The organism is Micromonospora lupini str. Lupac 08, assembly GCF_000297395.2.
In the GTDB taxonomy this organism is placed as follows: domain Bacteria; phylum Actinomycetota; class Actinomycetes; order Mycobacteriales; family Micromonosporaceae; genus Micromonospora; species Micromonospora lupini.
Genome location: NZ_HF570108.1, coordinates 2059708 through 2079854 on the forward strand (window position 1 = coordinate 2059708; position 20147 = coordinate 2079854).

13 protein-coding genes are annotated in these 20147 nt (G+C 71.9%); 9 read left to right on the plus strand and 4 right to left on the minus strand.

Features of this window, described 5'->3' with window-relative positions; translation table 11 throughout:
- The first annotated feature begins 9 nt into the window (after positions 1-9).
- Entirely contained in the window at positions 10-459 is a 450-nt protein-coding gene (locus tag MILUP08_RS10760; RefSeq protein ID WP_007457471.1) for an SCP2 sterol-binding domain-containing protein, read from the plus strand.
- 57 nt (positions 460-516) lie between these two features.
- On the opposite strand, the gene MILUP08_RS10765 is transcribed toward MILUP08_RS10760, so the two are convergent.
- From MILUP08_RS10765 to MILUP08_RS10775, 3 genes are read right to left on the minus strand one after another with little or no spacing between them, the layout of a single operon-like run.
- A complete protein-coding gene (locus tag MILUP08_RS10765) occupies positions 517-1506 on the minus strand; it encodes a carboxymuconolactone decarboxylase family protein (protein ID WP_007457472.1) in 990 nt (329 codons plus the stop codon).
- Positions 1503-3140, minus strand: a complete 1638-nt coding sequence (locus MILUP08_RS10770; protein WP_007457473.1) for a GMC family oxidoreductase N-terminal domain-containing protein — start codon at positions 3138-3140, stop codon at positions 1503-1505. Before MILUP08_RS10770 ends, MILUP08_RS10765 begins: the two co-directional genes overlap by 4 nt.
- Entirely contained in the window at positions 3137-3706 is a 570-nt protein-coding gene (locus tag MILUP08_RS10775) for a DUF5987 family protein (RefSeq protein ID WP_007457474.1), read from the minus strand. The genes MILUP08_RS10770 and MILUP08_RS10775 overlap by 4 nt, the downstream gene beginning before the upstream one ends.
- A 285-nt stretch (positions 3707-3991) precedes the next feature.
- Here MILUP08_RS10775 and MILUP08_RS10780 point away from each other — a divergent pair, with 285 nt between their 5' ends.
- The 8 genes from MILUP08_RS10780 (at position 3992) to MILUP08_RS10815 (ending at position 17289) form a co-directional block, all read left to right on the plus strand.
- Entirely contained in the window at positions 3992-4975 is a 984-nt protein-coding gene (locus tag MILUP08_RS10780; protein ID WP_007457475.1) for a DUF1702 family protein, read from the plus strand.
- Positions 4972-10755: a type I polyketide synthase gene (locus tag MILUP08_RS10785; protein ID WP_007457476.1), complete on the plus strand. Its 5784-nt coding sequence runs from the start codon at positions 4972-4974 to the stop codon at positions 10753-10755. Before MILUP08_RS10780 ends, MILUP08_RS10785 begins: the two co-directional genes overlap by 4 nt.
- Before the next feature lie 2 nt (positions 10756-10757).
- Positions 10758-11198, plus strand: coding sequence for an acyl-CoA thioesterase (locus MILUP08_RS10790; RefSeq protein WP_039905788.1), 441 nt, complete (start codon positions 10758-10760; stop codon positions 11196-11198).
- Positions 11195-11740: a flavin reductase family protein gene (locus tag MILUP08_RS10795; RefSeq protein WP_007457479.1), complete on the plus strand. Its 546-nt coding sequence runs from the start codon at positions 11195-11197 to the stop codon at positions 11738-11740. The genes MILUP08_RS10790 and MILUP08_RS10795 overlap by 4 nt, the downstream gene beginning before the upstream one ends.
- Positions 11737-13095 (plus strand): cytochrome P450, encoded by a 1359-nt coding sequence (locus MILUP08_RS10800; protein WP_007457480.1) that lies wholly within the window; start codon positions 11737-11739, stop codon positions 13093-13095. Before MILUP08_RS10795 ends, MILUP08_RS10800 begins: the two co-directional genes overlap by 4 nt.
- Positions 13096-13190: 95 nt before the next feature.
- A complete protein-coding gene (locus MILUP08_RS10805) occupies positions 13191-15161 on the plus strand; it encodes a CRTAC1 family protein (protein WP_007457482.1) in 1971 nt (656 codons plus the stop codon).
- Positions 15158-16213 carry a hypothetical protein gene (locus MILUP08_RS10810; protein WP_007457484.1) on the plus strand — a complete coding sequence of 352 codons (1056 nt, stop codon included), beginning with the start codon at positions 15158-15160 and terminating at the stop codon, positions 16211-16213. Before MILUP08_RS10805 ends, MILUP08_RS10810 begins: the two co-directional genes overlap by 4 nt.
- A 134-nt stretch (positions 16214-16347) precedes the next feature.
- Positions 16348-17289, plus strand: coding sequence for a hypothetical protein (locus tag MILUP08_RS10815; RefSeq protein WP_007457486.1), 942 nt, complete (start codon positions 16348-16350; stop codon positions 17287-17289).
- Here the strand turns inward: MILUP08_RS10815 and rph are convergent.
- Positions 17280-19913, minus strand: coding sequence for a rifamycin-inactivating phosphotransferase (gene rph / locus MILUP08_RS10820; protein WP_007457488.1), 2634 nt, complete (start codon positions 19911-19913; stop codon positions 17280-17282). The two genes, MILUP08_RS10815 and rph, sit on opposite strands and share 10 nt — an antisense overlap.
- Positions 19914-20147: the final 234 nt, after the last annotated feature.

Consider the following 20147-nt stretch of genomic DNA (forward strand, 5'->3'; position numbering starts at 1 on the left):
AGCCTGGAGATGACCACCAACAACGCCGATCCGGCGGCGCTGGCGCCTCGTGACCTCGCCATCTTCGTCAAGAGCACCCCGCTGCCGGACGTCCGCGCCCTGATGAGTGGGGACCGCCGGGACGCCCTGCTGCGGGAGGTCTTCCGGCGGATGCCGGACGTGTTCCGGGCCGACCGGGCCGTCGGTCTCGACGCCGTCATCCACTGGGTGATCGGTGACCGGCCCGACGGCGGTGTCGACCGCTACCAACTGGAGATCGCGGACGGGGTGTGCCGGGTGTCGCCCGTCGCCGATCGCGAGCCGAAGCTGACGCTGACGATCGGCGGCGCCGACTTCCTGCTGGTGGTGACCGGCAACGCGCACCCGGTCGTGCTCACCATGAAGGGCCGGCTGCGCACCCGGGGCGACCTCGCGCTGATCGCGAAGTTCCCCTCCCTGTTCGACGTGCCGAAGGTCTGACCGCACAGCGAGGCCGGCCCCGACCGTTTCCGGTCGGGGCCGGCCGACGTTCGCCGGTCAACCGGCCGCTTCGTACGCCCTGGCGAGCGCGTCACCGTGCCGGCGTGCGGCAGTCAGGGCGGCCCAGGCGGCCAGGCCGAGCAACGCCCCGTCGTCGTGGCCCTCGGCACGGACCGCGGCCACCGCCGAGTCGGGCACCCGGTACGAGGCGAAGGCGACAAGCATCGCCAGCCGCCCGGTCGCCCGGTCCGCCGAGGACAGACCCGCCAGCCGCGTGTCGAGCCACTGCGTGGCGCCCGCGAGGTCGCCCGGGACGGCGGCGTCGACGAGGGACTCGCGTACCAGTTGCCGTACGGCGGGCGGCACCGACCGCTGCCCGGCGTCCTCGACCACCGCCGCCGCTCCCGTCATGGCGGCCGCGACGTGTGGCAGCCCCGCCGCCCACCGGAGGTCGTCCGGCAGCCGCCGTACCGTGCCGGCCGTGCCGGGCAGCAGCGGCAGGGACTGCCCGGCCACCGCCTCCCGGCCGGCCAGCCGACCCATCACCCGTGCCGCCGCGCTCCGGACGCCACCGAGCAGGGGAGCGGGAACCGCCGCCAGCGGCGAGTCCCGCAGGAAGACGTTCACCATGCGGTTGAGGTAGTGGAAGTCGACGGCCACGCCGATCAGCTCCGGCGACAGGACCGCCGGTAGCGGCGGCGGCGAGGTGCGCCGGCCCCCGAGCCCGCGTACGGCTGCCTGGTGCACGTCCACGCAGTAGGGACAGGTGTTGGCAGCCGATACCGCTGCCGCCACCTCCTCGCGCTCCCGACGGCTCGTCGTGCCCGAGACGAGCAGGGTCTCGCGCAGGATGCACCAGGCCGCCGCGAGCAGTCCCGGCGCGGCGGAGTGCAGGGCGATGGGTGGTGCGAGCAGGCCGAAGTCGCGTTCGACCTGCTCGTACACCTGGCGGACCCGCACCGGCGCGGTCTCCGGAGGTACTCCGGAGACGTGTCGCAGGTGCGCGAAGGTGCTCCGTCGGGTGAGCCCGGCGACAGTGAAACTCATGACCGCAGGTGGGCGACCGCACGCCGTCCCGCGGTCTCGCCGTCCGGCGACGGCGCGCCGTAGGTCACCGCGACGCCCCGGTCCTGCGCGGCCCGCACGATGCCCGGCATGGCCCGTTCGGCGAGGGCCGCGATCGTCGAGGCCGGGTTGACAGTCAACGCGCCGGGCACCGCGGATCCGTCGGTCACGAAGATGCCCGGGTGCCCGCGCAGCTCGTGGCGGTCGTCCAGGGCCGAGGTCGCCGGGTCGTCGCCGATGCGGCACGAGGCGAGAGGATGCACGGTGTAGGCGCCCACCAGGTCATTCGTCCACGGCATCACGCGGGACAGCCCGTCGCGCTCGAGGATGTCCTTGACGTCGGCGTCGGCAAGCGACCATCCGCGCCGGGTGTTCGCCGTCGGCCGGTACCGCAGCGGGCCGTGACCCAGCATCTGCTGCGAGAAGCGGTGGGCGTTGCCGGTCTCCGGCGGCGGGCCGAAGACGCCCTCGTTGTCGTCCTCCGACATCGTGAAGATCGTCAGCCATGACTGCCAGCGGCGCAGCATCTCCTTCTTGCCCCGGCCGAACCAGCTGGGGCTCGCGTCCGGCACCTGCGCCAGGATCGTGCCCAGCGCGGGCGGGAAGTAGAGCTGTTCGAGTGAGTAGCGCTCGAACTCGGGCAGGGCGCCGTCGAGCCGGTCCCAGCTGGCGACCGTGGGGCCCCGCCCGATCTGGTACGCCTCGTAGGCCCGCCCGTCCGGCCGCGACAGCTTCAGCACCTCGCGGACCCGGTCCTCGTCGAACACGGCCGTGTTGAGGCGCTCGCCGTTGCCCGAGAAGTATCGCCCGACGGCGTGCGGCATCCGGCCCAGATGGGGCTCCGACCGTTGCAGGATCACCGGTGTGGCGCCCGCGCCCGCGGCGATGACGACGATCTTCGCGTCGATCGTCCCCTCGCCGTGCAGGATCCGGTAGTCCTCCTCGTCGACCACTCGATAGTGGACCCGGTAGCTGCCGTCGTCGTTACGGGCCAGGTGCTGCACCTCGTGCAGCGGCCGGATCTCCGCGCCGTGCGCCAGGGCGGCCGGCAGGTAGTTGAGCAGCAGCGACCGCTTGGCGTCGAAGCGGCAGCCGGCCATCATCCAGTTGCAGTTCGTGCACATGTCCACGTCGATCGCCGACGGCGCCGGGTTGGCGGTACGACCGGCGTGGTGACAGGCGGCGGCGAACAGGCCACCGGCGTACGGGACCCGGTCCCAGGTCTGCTGGGTCACCGGCAGCGCCTCGGCCACCCGGTCGTACCAGGGCTCCAGGGCGTCCCGGCTGATCGCGGCGGGCCACATGCGTCGCCCGATGCTGCCGTGGCGCTCGAAGACGAACCGCGGCGCCCGCGGCATCGTGGCGAAGTAGACCACGCTGCCACCGCCCACGCAGTTGCCGCCCAGCACGCTCATGCCGTCACCGATGACGAAGTCGAAGACCCGGGTGTACGACGCGCCCAGCTTGAAGTCGTGCTCGAAGTCGTCGGCCTTCAGCCACGGGCCGCGCTCGAAGACCTTGACCCGGGCCCCGCCGGCGGCGAGGTGGTACGCGGCGATGGCGCCGCCGAAGCCGCTGCCGATGACCAGGACGTCGGTGGACTCGGTGGCCGTCATGCCGGGCTCCCCGTGGAGGTGGTGGACGGGTGCGGGTCGGCGAGCTGCCGGCCGTACGAGAACGTGGGGAACCGCCAGAGCCCGTCCGGCTCGGGCGACTCGTACCCCATCGCCAGCAGGCCCGGATGCCCGGAGGCCAACGCGTCCACCGTGTGCATGTGTGGCGCGCTGTCGAAGGCCATGTTGCAGAAGAGCGCCAGCCCGACCCACATCTGCTTGTCCGGGTGATCGGGGCTGGTCAGCTTCTCGATCAGCGCGGTCCGGGCCTCGAACGGCAGGCCCACGAAGGGCGGCAGGTCCGGGTCCAGGTCGAGGCCCGTGGCGGCGGCGTGCTCCCGGGCGTACTCGTCGAGTTCCACACAGATCGTCTCGAGCGCCGGCGCGATCCCCCCGGCGGGGTCTTCGAGCAGGTCGATCGCGCCGCCCGCGACGGCGCCGCCGCCGACGTCGACGCCGGCGATCGCCGCGTCGTCAGGACCGCGTTTCTCGCCCGGAATGATGGTGTCGGCGAATGCCTCCAGAACCATCGTACGCATCCGGTGTTCGGCCGCTTCGTCGGATTCCACGGCACGCTCCTTCGAGGAAGTCCGGATGTCAATTCCGGAGGTGTCGTTCGGATGCCAGTCATCGTGGTATCGGCCCACCCCTCGCGTCCATCTCCTGTGTTGCGCTAACCGGACCGTAATGGTCATTCCCGCTGTCCACTTTCCATTCGACCGTTGTCAACTGCCGCTGAACTGCGGAAACCCGCTGTCGACCAGGTGCCTCCAGCAACCGCCGCAATGCAGGAGAAGTTCCGCTCCGCATAGTCGCGTAACAATGAGGTCTCAGCGGGAGGGCCGGAGCATACGATGAGTTCATTGACCAGACTTCGACGCCGTATTCTGACCCCGGACGTGGGGCAGACCAAAATCAGCACGCGGGGATTCCACCTCAAGGACGAGCAGGCCCGCGAGCGCCTCGAAACGGTTGGCAGCTCGTTCCTGCACGGATACGGGGCAGCCGCGGAGGCGAGCGGCCCGGCAGAAGCGGCGCCCTCGGTCGAGGCCACGCCGGCCGCGTACCGGGGCTTCGCCTACGAGGGCGCGGCGATGGCATTCGCCATCCGCGACGCCCTGCCCGGGCGTCCGCGGCACGTCGCGCGGTTCCTCGCCGACCACGACGAGCACGTCTACATGGCGTACGTCGGGGTGGGCTGGGCGATGGCCCGCCTGCCGCGTCTGCTGTGGCACCGCCTGTACGCCCCGGACCCGCTGCTGCGCTGGCTCGTCCTCGACGGGTACGGGTTCCACGAGGCGTACTTCAAGACCGACAGGTACGTGCGCCAGCGGCGCCGGCCGTCCACCTTCGCGTGGCCGGCCGACGGCCCCCGGGACTACTCGGTGCGCGCCATCGACCAGGGCATCGGCCGGGCCTGCTGGTTCGTGGCCGGAACGGACCCGGAGCAGCTCGTCCGCCTCCTCGACGCGTTCCCCGTCGACCGCCGCCGCGACCTGTACGCCGGTGCCGGCCTCGCCGTCTGCTACGCGGGCGGCGCGAGTGAGCGGGAACTGAACTGGCTCGCCGAGTGCGCGGGGACGTACCGGCCGGACCTCGCGCAGGGCGCGTCGTTCGGCGCCGCGGCCCGGCTGCGGGCCGGTCTGGTGCTGCCGCACAACGAACTGGCGACCCGTGTCCTCTGCGGCATGTCGGTGAGCGACGCGACACGGGTGACCGACGAGGCGCGGGTCGGGCTGCCCCAGGACGACGTCCTGCCCGCCTACGAGGTGTGGCGCCAGCGCATCAGGAATGCCTTCGACCCGTCGCCAGCGACACGAAAGCTGAGTGAGCAATGACAAGTATCGCCGTGGTCGGGATGGCGTGCCGCTACCCCGACGCCCGTTCACCGCAGGAGCTGTGGGAGAACGCGATCGCAGGTCGCCGGGCGTTCCGGCGGCTCCCCGACGTCCGCATGAACGCCGACGACTACTTCGACGCCGACCCGGCCGCCCCGGACCGCTTCTACGCGCGCAACGCCGCCGTCATCGAGGGCTACGAGTTCGACCGGGTCGGCTACAAGGTCGCCGGGAGCACGTACCGGTCGACCGACCTGGCCCACTGGCTGGCCCTGGAGACCGCCGCGACGGCACTTGCCGACGCGGGTTTCCCGGCCGGGGAGGGGCTGCCCCAGGAGCGCACGGGCGTCATCGTGGGCAACACGCTCACCGGTGAGTTCTCCCGCGCCAACCAGATGCGGCTGCGCTGGCCGTACGTGCGGCGAACCGTGGCGGCGGCTCTGCGGGCGGAGGGCTGGGACGACGAGAAGCTGTCCGCCTTCCTCGCCACCTACGAGGAGGCGTACAAGAGCCCGTTCCCGCCGGTGAACGAGGACACGCTCGCCGGCGCCCTCTCGAACACGATCGCCGGACGCATCTGCAACCACTTCGACCTCAAGGGTGGCGGCTACACCGTCGACGGCGCCTGTTCGTCGTCGCTGCTGTCGGTGGTGACCGCGTGCCGGGCGCTGCTCGACGGGGAGTTGGACGTCGCGATCGCCGGCGGCGTCGACCTGTCCATCGACCCGTTCGAGGTCATCGGCTTCGCGAAGACCGGCGCTCTGGCCACCGGCGAGATGCGGGTCTACGACCGTGCCTCCAACGGGTTCTGGCCCGGTGAGGGCTGCGGCATGTTGGTCCTGATGCGCGCCGACCAGGCCGCCGAGGCAGGTCACCGGATCTACGCCTCGGTGGCCGGGTGGGGCGTCTCCTCCGACGGCCGCGGTGGCATCACCCGACCCGAGGTCGACGGCTACCGGCTCGCCCTGCACCGCGCGTACGACCGGGCCGGTTTCGGCATCGACACCGTCGGGCTGTTCGAGGGGCACGGCACCGGCACGAAGGTCGGGGACACCACCGAGCTCACCGCGCTGTCCAGCGCGCGCGAGACGGCGAATCCCGACGCGCCGCCGGCCGTCATCGGCTCGGTCAAGGGAATGATCGGTCACACCAAGGCCGCTGCCGGGGTGGCGGGTTTCATCCGCGCCGCCATGGCCGTGCACCACGAGGTGCTTCCCCCGAGCGTCGGCTCCGTCGACCCCCACGAGCTTCTCGCCGCCGACGGCGCACGGCTGCGTACCCTGCGCAAGGCCGAGGCGTGGCCGAGCGCGGTCCCGGTGCGGGCCGGTATCACCGCCATGGGCTTCGGCGGCATCAACACGCACGTCGTGCTGGAACGCCACGGCACGCGCCGGCCCGTGCCGGACCGTCGCGTCCGTACCCTGGCCGCCTCCGCCCAGGACGCGGAGCTGCTGCTGGTGGACGCTGCCTCCGCGCGGGAACTCGCCGTCCGGCTCGCCGAGCTGAGCACCTTCGTGTCCGCGGTCTCGTACGCGGAGCTGGGCGACCTGGCGGCGACGCTGCACCGCGACCTGCAGGACCGGCCGTTCCGGGCCGCGGTCGTGGCCTCGTCACCCGAGGAGGCGCAGCGGCTGCTGACCGCGGCCCGCGAGGCCGTCGAATCCGGTGAGACGAGACTGATCCGCCCCGACGGCCGGTTCCTGCTCGGGCACGTCAGCGGTCCGGCCCGGATCAGCTTCCTCTTTCCGGGGCAGGGTTCCGGACGCGGCGTCAGCGGTGGTGCGTTGCGGCGACGGTTCGCCGAGGTCGAGGACGTCTACCTGCGCGCCGCGCTGCCCACCGGCAGCGACGTCGTCGCGACCGAGGTCGCCCAGCCGCGCATCGTCACCGGATCTCTGGCCGGGCAGCACGCCCTGTCGCTGCTCGGCATCGAGGCGTCCACCGCGATCGGGCACAGCCTCGGCGAGATCGTGGCCCTGCAGTGGGCCGGCGTCATGGACTCCGACACGCTGCTGCGCGTCGCGGGCGTCCGGGGCCGGACGATGGCCGGGCACAGCCAGGCCGGCACGATGGCCGACATCGGGGCGCCCCCCGAGACGGTCGACGGGATCATCGCGGGGCTTCCGGTGGTCGTGGCCGCCTACAACGGGCCCGAGCACACGGTCGTCTCCGGGTCGGTCGACGCGATCGAGGCGGTCTGCCACAAGGCACGGACCGCCGGTCTGAACGCGACGCGGCTGCGGGTCTCGCACGCCTTCCACTCCCCGCTTGTCGCCCCGGCCGCGGACACGTTCGCCGACGCCCTCGCCGGCGAGACCTTCCACCAGGTCGGCGCCCGGGTCGTCTCCACCGTCACCGGTGAGGTGCTGCCCGCCGGCACCGACGTGCGCGGCCTCCTGCGCCGCCAGATCACCGACCCGGTCCTGTTCCACCAGGCCGTCGCGTTCGCCGCCAAGAACACCGACCTGTTCGTCGAGGTCGGGCCCGGCCGGGTGCTCACGGGACTGGCCACGACGGTCACGGACGTCCCGGCGGTCGCCGTGGACACCGACAACGACTCGCTCGCGAGTCTGCTGCAGGTCGCCGGCGCCGCGTACGTCGTCGGCGCGGCCCCGGCCCCGGCGGCGCTGTTCGACGGGCGGTTCGTGCGGCCGTTGGAGGTCGGCGCCGAGTTCTCCTTCCTGACCAGCCCCTGCGAGCAGGCCCCGGAGCTCGGCGCGGCGATCGAGCGTGGGCCCGCCGTGGCGCCCCCGTCCACCACCGCCGACCCGGTCGGGGTGGGGGAGGAGTCCACCGAGGACCTCATGCGGCGGCTCACCGCCGAACGCGCCGAGCTGCCGATCGAACTCGTCCGGCCGGACAGCCGCCTGCTCGACGACCTGCACCTGAGCTCGATCACGATCGGCCAGGTGGCCAACCAGCTCGCACAGCGTCTGGAGCTGCCACCGGCGCAGATGCCGATCAACTTCGCGACCGCCACCGTCCGGGAACTCGCGGAGACGATGGAGACCCTGGCGCGTACGGCCAAAGACAGCGACGCCACCGCCACGCCTGTGGTGGCGGGTGTGGCCGGCTGGGCGCGGCCCTGGCGGCTCGACCTCGACGAGGTGCCGTTGCCTGCGGTTCCCGGCGACGCCACCGCCGGGAACGGCCGGTGGCACGTGCACGCGGCGGCCGACCACCCGTTCGCCGCGACCCTCGCCGCGTCGCTCGAACAGGCCGGGCTCGGCGGCGGCGTCCTGGTCTGCCTGCCGCCGGACTGCACCGAGGAGCAACTGGAGCCGGCCCTGCGAGGGGCACAGCAGGCCCTCGCCGCCGGCAGCACCCGCTTCGTCCTGGTCGGGCACGGCCGGGGCGCGGCGGCCATCGCCAGGACGTTGCACCTCGAGGCGCCGTCCGTGCTGGTCACCGTCGTGCACCTGCCCGCCGCCGGCGAGTCGGCGGTGGAGCTGGTGGTGCGGGAGGTCGCCGCGACGACAAGCTTCACCGAGGTGCACCACGAGGACGGGGTGCGGCGCGTACCGACGCTCCGCGCGCTGCCGGTGCGCCCCGCGACCGCGGAGGCTCCGCTCGGCGCGGACGACGTGCTGCTGGTGACCGGCGGGGGCAAGGGCATCACCGCCGAGTGTGCCCTCGCCCTGGCCACCGACAGCGGTGCCAGTCTGGCGGTGCTGGGCCGTTCCGATCCCGCCGAGGACGCCGAACTGGCCGCGAACCTGGCCCGGATCGCCGCCGCCGGCGTCACCGTGCGGTACGCCCGCGCCGACGTCACCGACGCGGCCGCCGTCCGGCAGGCGGTGCGGGACCTCTCCGCCGAACTCGGGCCGGTCACCGGCGTCCTGCACGGCGCCGGCCGCAACGAACCCGCCGGACTGGCCAGCCTGGACCCGGCCGCGTTCCGCCGCACCCTGGCACCGAAGGTCGACGGCCTGCGGGCCGTGCTCGACGCGGTCGACAGGTCCCGGCTCCGGCTGCTCGTGACGCTCGGCAGCATCATCGGCCGGGCGGGGCTGCGCGGCGAGGCGCACTACGCCACCGCCAACGACTGGCTGGCCGAGGAGACCACTGCCTTCTCCCGGGCGTACCCGGACTGCCGCACCCGGTGCCTGGAATGGTCGGTCTGGTCGGGCGTCGGCATGGGCGAACGGCTGTCGGTCGTCGAGTCGCTCAGCCGCGAGGGCGTCACGCCCATCACCCCCGACCAGGGCATCGCCATCCTGCGGCGTCTGGTCGCGGACACCACGGCACCTGTCGTGGTGGTGATCAGCGGCCGCACCGAGGGCATCCACACCGTCCGGTACCACCAGCCGGCGCTGCCGCTGCTGCGCTTCGTCGACCGCGCGCTGGTCCGCTACCACCAGGTCGAACTCGTGGTGGAGACGGAACTCAACGTCGGCACCGACCGCTACCTCGAAGACCACGACCTGGACGGCAACCTGCTGTTCCCCGCGGTGTTCGGGATGGAGGCCATGGCACAGGTGGCCGCGGCCCTCTCCGGCGCCGACATCGTCCCGGTCATCGAGCGGGCGGAGTTTTTGCGGCCCATCATCGTCGCGCCGCACGGGCACACGAGGATCCGGGTGGCGGCCCTCGTCACCGACGACGACGTCGTCGAGGTCGCGATCCGCAGCGAGGAGACCGGTTTCACCGCCGACCACTTCACCGCCCGGCTACGCCTCGGCGCCGACACCGTGCCCGACGGACCTCCGGACCAGGTGCCGGACGGTCTCGCGCCGGCCTCCATCGCCCCGCTCGACGACCTGTACGGCGGCACCCTGTTCCAGGGCGCCCGGTTCCAGCGGATCCGGCGGTACCACCGGGCCGCCGCCCGTCACGTGGACGCGGTCGTGGAGGCCGACGACTCGACCGCGTGGTTCGCCCCGTACGTCTCCGCGACGCTGCTGCTGGGCGACCCCGGCGTCCGCGACGCGCTGATGCACGGCAACCAGGTGTGCGTGCCGGACGCCACGCTGCTGCCCGTCGGCGTGGAACGCATCCACCCCGGCGGGGAGAAGCTGTCGTCCGCCCGCGAGCTGCGGTACTGCGCCACCGAACGCGAGCGCGACGGCGACACCTACGTCTACGACATCGCCCTACGCACGGAGTCCGGGATGACAGTCGAGCGGTGGGAGGGGCTGCGGCTGCGCGCGGTCCGCAAGCAGGACGGCGCCGGCCCCTGGGTGGCGCCGCTGCTCGGCCCCTACCTGGAGCGTGGCCTCGGAGACCTCGGGCTCACCGACGTCGCCGTCGCCATCGAGCCCGACGACCCGTCACCCGAGCCGGGCGAGCACTCCGTCACGCGCCGACGCGACAGCGCCCGCGCCGTCGGGCAGGCGCTCGGGCGGCCGGTCGAGATCACCTACCGGCCGGACGGTCGACCCGAGGTCGCCGGGGAGCACACCGTCTCGATCGCGCACGGCGCCGGCGTGACGCTCGCCGTCGCCGGAGCGGGCGTCCTCGGCTGCGACCTGGAGAGCGTGGCGCCGCGCAGCCCGGACGAGTGGAAGGGCCTGCTCGGCCCGCACGCCGCGCTCGCCGAGCAGCTCGCCGGCGACTCGGGCGAGGACGCCGACACCGCCGCGACCCGGGTCTGGACCGCGGTCGAGGCGATGCAGAAGGCAGGCCTGCCGATGCGCGGGCCACTCGTCCTGGGCGGTACGGCTCGTCCGGGCTGGGTGCTCTTCGCCGCCGGCGGCGCTCGGGCCGCCTCGTTCGTCACGAGCCTGCGCGGCAGCGACGGACGCGTCGTCATCACTGTTCTGGCCGGTGCGGAGGGATGAGCATGGAGAGCTACTACGAGCTGCGGCACACCGTCGGGTTCGAGGAGACGAACATCGTCGGCAACGTCTACTACGTCAACTACCTGCGGTGGCAGGGCCGCTGCCGGGAGATGTTCCTGAAGGACCGGGCGCCGACGGTCCTCGCCGACCTCCAGGACGACCTCAAGCTGTTCACGCTCAAGGTCGAGTGTGAGTTCTTCGCCGAGATCACCGCGTTCGACGAGATCGCCGTCCGGATGCGGCTGCTCGAACTGGCCCAGACGCAGCTCGAGTTCGGTTTCGACTACGTGCGGACCGGCCCGGCGGGCGAGACCCTCGTCGCCCGCGGCGCCCAGCGCGTCGCCTGCATGCGCGGCCCGAACAACCGGACCGTTCCCACCCGGGTCCCGGAAGCGCTCGAACGCGCTCTCGAACCCTACGCCGCCGCCGGGGTCCGGCGATGACGACCTTCGGTACGGACGAGTTGGCGGACCCGGTGCTGATGCGCCGCGTCTGCGGGACCTTCGCCACCGGCGTCACGGTGGTCAGCGTCGGCGGGGACGAGCCGCACGCCATGACCGCGAACTCGTTCAGCGCGGTGTCCCTCGATCCACCGCTGATCCTGGTGTGTGTCGGCCGGGACGCCCTCATGCACCAGGCGCTCAGCCGGGCCGGCGCGTTCGGCGTCTCCGTGCTGGCCGCCGACCAGGAGGCGGTGGCGCGTTACTACGCCGACCGACGCCGTCCACTCGGGCAGGAACAGTTCGAGTTCACCGAGTGGCGGCCGGGCGCGCGCACGGCGGCGCCGTTGCTCGGCGGCGCCGCCGCCCACATCGAGTGCGAGCTCTGGCGGTCGTACGACGGGGGAGACCACACGATCTTCCTGGGCCGTCCGTGCGGGATGCGCCGGTACGACGACGGCGACGGCGACGGCGAGGCCCTGGTGTTCCTCGGTGGCCGGTTCCGTCGGCTCGAGCGGGCGCCGTCGGCGGTGGTGACGTCATGACCGCCGTCATCCGCCCGGCGCCGTCCCTGCCCGGTCCGTCACGCGCGTCGGCCGTCAGCATGCTCATCACGATGGGCCGCGACCGCCTCGGCATGATGACGTCGGCGGCCGCCCGCTACGGCGACGCCGCGCTGCTGCCTGTCGGTCCGAAGGAGCTCTACTTCTTCAACCACCCCGACCACGCCAAGCACGTGCTCGCCGACAACGCGGCCAATTACCACAAGGGCATCGGTCTGGTGCACGCCCGCCGCGCGCTCGGCGACGGGTTGCTCACCAGCGAGGGTGAGCTGTGGCGCAAGCAGCGCAGGGTGGCGCAGCCGGCATTCCAGAGCCGGCGCATCGCCGCGCAGGCCGGCATCGTCGCCGAGGAGGCGATGGCCCTCGTCGCCCGGCTGCGGACGCTCGGCCGCAAAGGCCCGGTGGACGTGCTGCAGGAGATGACGGGTCTGACCCTCGGCGTGCTCGGGCGCACCCTGCTCGACACCGACCTCGGGCGGTTCCCGTCGATCGGCCGCGACTTCGCCGTGGTGCAGGACCAGGCCATGTTCGAGCTCGCGTCGCTGAGCGCCGTACCGCCCTGGGTGCCGCTGCCGCGTCAGGTGCGGTTCCGGCAGGCCCGCCGCCGTCTGCAGACGATCGTCGACCAGCTCGTCGCCGAACGCGGGACCCACACCGGTGACCGCGACGACGTGCTGTCGCGGCTCATCGTGTCGGCCCGGGCCGAGCCCGACCCCCGGGTCGGCCGGCAGCGGCTGCGCGACGAACTGGTGACCCTGCTGCTGGCCGGGCACGAGACCACCGCCAGCACGCTGAGCTGGGCGCTGCACCTGATCGACAGGCATCCCGAGGTGCGCCACCGGCTGCGGGAAGAGGCGATCGCGGTGCTGGGCGACCGGCTGCCGACCTTCGAGGACCTGGGCCGGCTGCGGTACACCGCCATGGTCATCGACGAGGTGGTGCGGATGTACCCGCCGGTGTGGATCCTGCCCCGCAAGGCGCTCGCCGCCGACGTGGTGGGTGGCTACCCGGTGCCGGCGGGCGCCGACGTGCTGATCTGCCCCTACACGCTGCACCGGCACCCGGACTTCTGGGACCAGCCCGAACGCTTCGATCCGGAGCGTTTCGACCCGGCCCGCACCACCGACCGTCCGCGGTACGCCTACATCCCGTTCGGCGCGGGACCGCGGTTCTGCGTGGGGAACCACCTCGGCCTGATGGAGGCCGCATTCGTTCTCGCCGTACTGGCCCGGGACCTGACGCTCACGACTGTCGCCACGCACGACGTCGTACCCGAGCCGATGTTGTCGCTGCGCATACGCGGCGGCCTGCCGATGACCGTGCGTCCGGCGGAGTAGAGGACACCGCCGGGTGACAGCCGACCGCTCTCACCCACGACCGCACCATCCGACAGCCCGACCCGGCCGGGTCGGGCGCCACCCGAGGGGGATCGTTGCCACCGAAACCAGTGGGTCCGCTGCGCAGACTCATTCCCGTCGTCTTCGTCCTGGTACTCGTCGCGGGGCTGTTCACGATCTCGCGGCTGCCGTCCGCGTCCGCCGCGGACCGACGCGCGATGGCGTCACAGTTCGCGTTCACCGAGATGCCCATCGCCCTGCCGCCGGGTCTGCCGCAGCGCACGATCCGGACGGTGAACCCGAAGTACGAGCACATCCGGTCCTGGATCTCGTCGGTCGGCGCCGGAGTGGCGGTCAACGACCTCGACGGGCAGGGTGGCGCCAACGACCTGTGCCTCGTCGACCCCCGCAGCGACAGCGTCGTCGTGACTCCGGCGCCCGGCGGCGGCGCCCGCTACGCGCCGTTCGTGCTGGACCCGGCGCCGTTGCCGATGGGACCGGCCATCGCACCGATGGGCTGCACGCCCGGCGACTTCAACGTCGACGGTCGGACGGATCTGCTTGTCGTCTACTGGGGACGGACCCCGGTCGTGTTCCTGCAGACCGGCAACGCGGCGGGACTGAGCCTCGCGTCGTACCACCCGGTCGAGCTGATCCCGCAGCAGCAGACCACCGACGGCCGCTACCGGGGACCACTGTGGAACACCAACGCGACAGCGGTCGCCGACTTCGACGGCGACGGCCGGCCCGACATCGGGATCTTCAACTACTTCCCGGACTCCCAGGTGCTCGACGCGCAGGGTCTGCCGAACGTGCAGATGAACCACTCCATGTCCCGCGCGCAGAACGCGGGCGGGGCGCACATCCTGCGGTGGACCGCGGCCACCGCCGGCGCCGAGCCGAGTGTCACCTACGAGGCGCAGAGCGCGATCGACCCCCGGTACGCCACCGGCTGGACGCTCGCCTCGGCCTCCGCCGACCTCGACGGGGATCTGCTGCCCGAGCTGTACCTCGCCAACGACTTCGGAAACGACCGCTTCTTCCACAACGTGTCGGCCCCCGGCCGGATCCGGTTCGCCCTGGCGGAGGGCCGCCGCGGCCCGCTGGACCCCAAGTCGCTTGTCGTCGGTCACGACTCGTTCAAGGGGATGGCCGTCGACTTCGCCGATCTGCGCGGCAGCGGCCGGTTCGACGCCTTCGTCAGCAACATCACCGAGTCGTGGGGGCTGGAGGAGAGCAACTTCGTCTGGCAGAACACCGCGGCGAACCCGCAGGAGGCGCGGGAACGGCTCTCCAAGGGCATCGCACCCTTCGAGAACAAGGCGTCCGCGAAGAACCTCGCCTGGGTGGGCTGGGGCTGGGACGTCAAGATGGCCGACTTCGACAACAGCGGACGGCTCGTCGTGGTGCAGTCCTGCGGCTTCGTCAAGGGCACTGTCAACCGGTTCAACTGGCTGCAGGAGCTGGCCGCCAGCAACGACCTGATGCTGCGCGAGCCGGACATGTGGCCCAACGCGCAACCGGGCGACGACATCGCCGGCTCGAACGCGCTGGCGTTCTGGGCGCCGGAGGACAACGGCCGCTACGTCGACCTGAGTCCGCAGCTCGGACTCGACGACCGGACCCCGACCCGCGGTATCGCAGTGGGTGACACCGACGGCGACGGCCGCCAGGACTTCGCGGTGGCACGCCAGTGGGGACCGCCCGCCTACTACCACAACACCAAGGCGCAGGTCGGCGACTTCCTCGGGCTGCGGCTGCACCGGCCCGCGCTCGCCGCCGCCACGGGCAACGACGCCCGCACCCCGGCGTACGGCGCGCAGGCCCGGGTGACCACTGCCGACGGCCGCACCCAGCTCGCCCAGCTCGACGGCGGCGGCGGGCACTCGGGCAAGCGCAGCTTCGACCTGTTCTTCGGACTCGGTGACCAGGGCGCCACGCCCGTCACCGTCGAACTGAGCTGGCGCGACCTCGACGGCGTCCAGCACCAGCAGACCCTGCCCCTCTCCGCCGGATGGCACGACCTCACGCTCACCGACCGAGCCCAGGAGCTGACCACACCATGACGGACGTCAAACGCGCCCCAATGGGCGTGACCACCACGGCCGAGGTCGCCGACGCGACCCGCAACGGCAGGGGGCCCGATCGGGCACCGGCCGGCGTCGACACGCGACCGCCCGTACCCCGGGTGGACAAGCGGGACCCCCGCTATCTGGCCCTGCGGAACTTCGCCATCTCCATGTCCATCCTCAACGTGCTCGGCTACACGGTCCTCGGGTTCGAGCAGCCCTGGACGTGGCCGCTGTTCGCCCTCGCGATCGGGTACACGGTCGAGATCGCGATCGAGGCGGTCGCCGCCCGCTCCCTGGGTCGCCGACCGGCCTACAGCGGCAACGGCGCGTGGGGCGTCTACACGTTCCTGCTGCCGACCCACATCACCGCGCTCGCCGCCAACATGCTGCTGTACGCCAACGACATGTTCTGGCCGATCGCCTTCGCCGTGGTCGTGGCCGTCGGGCAGAAGGCCGTGCTCCAGGCCCCGATCGCCGGACGCATGCGGCACTTCATGAACCCGTCGAACTTCGGCATCACCATCACACTGCTCGCGTTCTCCTGGGTGAACGTGGCGCCGCCGTACCACTTCACGGAGAACGTGCCCGACGTCTTCCGGATGTTCATCCCGATGGTCGTGCTCACCGCGGGCACGATCCTCAACGCGATGCTCACCAAGAAGGTCGCGCTGATCGTGGGCTGGGTCGGCGGCTTCGTCATCCAGGCCCTGATCCGGCACTACGTCTGGGACGTACAGCTCTGGTCGGCGCTGAGCATCATGACCGGGGTGGCGTTCGTGCTCTTCACCAACTACATGATCACCGACCCGGGCACCACGCCCTCCAAGCCCCGCTTCCAGTTCATGTTCGGCGCCTCGGTGGCCATGGTGTACGGCGTCCTGATGCTGTTCAACGTCGTCTACACCCTGTTCTTCGCGGTCACGATCGTGTGCCTGGCACGGGGTCTGTTCTGGTGGGGCAGGTGGCTCGCCGAGCGGCGCGGCACCCGCACCGCGGTGCAACCGGTGCCCCCACCGGCGGCGGTAGAGCTGCCGATCGCCCGCTGACCCCGCCGATCGTCCGCAGACCGGCCGGCCGTCCTCCTCATACGGGAAACCGCAAGCAGGAAGACGACCGGCCGGTCCGCGGCGCGAAGAATCAGTCGTGCATCCTGCCGTCACCGATTCGGAGAGAGGCTGCCATGACCGCCACACAGAGACCGGCCGTGCAGACCCCGATCGCCCCGATCCCGACACGCTCCGGTCGGCGCGGCGCGCTGATCGCGGGCAGTGTGCTCGCGGGAATCGCGTTGTCCCTGCTCTGGTCGTACCAGTTCGTCGACCAGACGATCGGCGACAACGTCGCCAACACCCTGCTGGGCCACGACGCGAAGGCGACCGCGATCGGGGGCACCGCGGCGGGTCTGCTGTTCGCGTTCGTCTCGGGGTTGGCGGGCACGTTCACGGCCTGCAACATCGCCATGGCCGCCTCGATCGGACCGATGACACACGCCGGCGCCGGCGGCACACCGGCGGAAGGGCTGCGCTTCATGCTCCGGCCGGTGGGCCTGCTGGCGCTGGGCATGGTCGCCGTCTCCGCCACGTACGGGTTCGTCGGAGTCCTGCTCGGCGACTCGCTGCCGCAGCTGTCGACGGCGACGACCGCCGGCGGCATGCCCGTACGACTCGTGCAGTCCGTGGTGGTCTTCGGCCTGATCGGACTCGCGTTCATCTACCTCGGCCTCGCAGCTCTCGACAAGGTCCCCGATCCCTTCGCGCGCCGCCCGTTCGCCCGCGTCTTCGTGCTCGGCATGCTTGTCGGCGCCTTCCTGATCGGCCGGCCGTACCCGTTGTTCCACAAGCTCTTCCAGTGGGCCGCCGACAACGGCAACCCCCTGTACGGTGCCGCGGCCTTCGTGCTCCAGTCGCTGGGCAACATCGCGATCGTGGGCATCCTGTTCGCACTCGTCGTCCTCGCCACCCGCGGAGGGCTGATCCGCTGGCTGTCCGCGCGACCGGCACGTACCCTCGCGGTCACCGGCTCGCTGCTGCTCGCGCTTGGCGTCTTCACACTCGTCTACTGGACCGTCCGGGTGCCCGCGATGTTCGGCTACGGCTGGTTCCCGACGATGCCCTACAACTGAGCGCGTCCGTCGGCCTCGTCCGACGGTGGCAGGATCTCGACGTACCCGTCGGTGCCGTGCACGCGGATCCGCTGCCCGTCGCGGATCAGCCTGGTCGCGTCCGCCACCCCGACCACGGCGGGCAGCCCGTACTCCCGGGCGATCACCGCCCCGTGGGTCATGAGGCCACCCACCTCCGTCACCAGGCCCTCGACCGCGACGAACAGGGGTGACCAGCTCGGGTCGGTGTAGGAGGTGACCAGGATGTCGCCGGGTTCCAGCTCGGCCTCGGCGATGTCCAGCAGGACGCGGGCCCGGCCCTCGACGACCCCGCCGGAGACTCCGAGGCCGGCCAGCGCGCCGGTCGGCACATTGTCGCGCCGGTACGCCCCGGCGATGGCCTCACCCTCGGAGGTGAGCACCCGGGGCGGCGTGAGCGTCTGGTGCCACCGGAACGCGTCCCTGCGCCGCGCGATGAGGTGGTCGTCGACCTGGTGCGTCCGCACGACGTCGTGCAGCTCGGAGAACGTGAGATAGGCGATGTGGTAGTTGTGGCGCAGCACGCCGGCCCGCACGAGACGCTCCGCCTCGGCCAGCAGGGCCTGCTTGTAGACGAAGTAGCGGCTGATGATGGCGTACTTCGGATACTCCCGGTACCCGATGAAGGTGCGGACCCGATCGATCATGCGCGCGGTCTCGTCGGCCTTGCGGTCCCCGTCCGGCAGGGCCCGCAGCCGCTCCAGCAACTCCTCGCGCTTCTGCTGCGCCTCCTGACGCCCCTGCGCGAAGCGCCGCCCGGCGGCCCCCGGCTCGACGAGCCTGATGTTGTCGAGGATCAGGGGCACGAGCGTGGTGGGGCGTTCACTCCAGCGCGGTCTCGTGATGTCGATCTCGCCGACGCAGCGCATGCCGTACCTGTCGAGGTAGGCCCGGATGGCGTCGCGCGCCTGCGTCCCGCCCGCGAGCTTCGGCAGCTCGTCGAGGAAGCCGTCGTCGTCGACGTCCCGCAGGAAGGCCACCACCTCCGGATGCGGGCGGATCACGTCCGCGACGTCGAGCAGCGCCAGGCCCATCTCCGACGTGATGTTGCCCGGAGCGGACAGCGTCAGGGTGTCGGCCGCGTTCTTCTCGCCCAGCCATTCCCCCAGTTGTTCGTTGAGCCACCAGGTGGCCTGCATCCCCGCCATGATCGCCTGCATGCTCAACGGATCGCTGAGGAGCCGCTTGTGCTCCTCGAACGCCTTCAGCAGGAAGTCGAACAGCTCCGGCCCCGTCACCGTCGCGATGTCGCGCCGCAGGGCGGCGAGAGACGCCTCGCTGCGCGCGATCAGCTCGGCGACGATCGCCGGGTCGTTCTCGATCGTGGCGGGTGCGCCGCCGACGGGCGGGCCGCTGGGCGCACCGTCCGGGAGCGTCGGGACGAAGTCGGGCCGGGCGAGGACGGTCTCCAGCGCGTCCTTGGTCAACGGATCGGACGTCTCCGCCATCCGGAGGAAGCCGGCGCGGCTCGCGGGCGAGGCCAGGAGCCGGGTGGCGTCGACGAACAGCCTCCCGCCGGCCTCGTGCATCGGCGCCATCGCCGTCAGCTGCCACATGGAGAGACCCAACGGCTTCATGGCGTCGGTCATCATCTGCTGATGGCCGACGGAGAGGTAGACGTGGTTCTCCCCGTCCCCGGCCGCCGCCGGGATGGGGAACAGCGTGGTGATCGGCCGGCTCTGCACGATCTCGACGTCACCGTCGACCAGGCACCATTCGATGTCCTGCGGGTCGCCGAAGTGCGCCTCGATCCGCCGTCCCACCTCCACCAGCCGCAGCACCTGCGCGTCCGTCAGCGCCGGCTGCTCCTGTCGTTCCGGACTGATCGCCTGCTTGCCGGTCCCGCCGGTCGGTAGCGCCTGGATGGCGAGACGCTTGGCGCTGATCGTCCGATCGACGATCACGCCGTCGCGCACCCGGTAGGCATCCGGGTTCACCAGTCCGGAGACCAGGGCCTCGCCGAGGCCGAAGCTGGCCTCCACGGTCGCGACCTTCCGGTTGGACGTGACGGGGTCGGCCGTGAAGAGGACGCCCGCCGCCTGCGCAAATGCCATCTTCTGCACGACGACGGCCAGGTGGACCGCGCGGTGGTCGATGCCGTTGCGCTGACGGTAGGTCACGGCGCGCTCGGTGAAGAGCGAGGCCCAGCAGCGGCTGACGTGCGCGAGGATGGCCGTCGCGCCTGTGACGTTCAGGTACGTGTCCTGCTGGCCCGCGAAGGAGGCCGTCGCCAGGTCCTCGGCCGTGGCGCTGGATCGCACGGCATACGCATCGTCCTCGCCGTGCCGGCCGAGCGCCCGGATGATGGCCGCCGCCACGTCGTCGGGCAGGGCGGCCCCTTCGATGGTCCGGCGGATCTCCGCGCTGCGGTCGCGGATCGCCTCCCGGTCGTCCGGCCGCAGGCGCGACAGGTGGTCGAGCTGATCGTCGATCGAGGGCACGTCGGCCAGGACCCGTCGGAAGGCGTCCGTCGTCACGCAGAAGCCAGCCGGTACGCGGATGCCGTCGATCCGCGACAGCGCCCCCAGCCGGGCGCCCTTCCCTCCGACGATCGCTACCTGCGTCTCGTCGACCTCGTCGAGACCTCGCACATACTTGTCGATCATCGCGCCCCGTTTCTTCGTCCGTTCCAGTGTCCGGCGGACGATTCTGCGGCAAGACCCGGGTCTTGCGGCAAGACCCCCATTGCGATATACGTTAAAGTGGGAGCGGATACCAGCGGTGTTTTTCCCGCTGCGGCAGGCCGTCCGGCACGTCCCCGCCGGCCCTCCACACGTCGCACGATCCCCGTCCAAGCGCCCTGCGGCAGCGCGGCTCACGCCGCCGTCGGCCCATCGTGC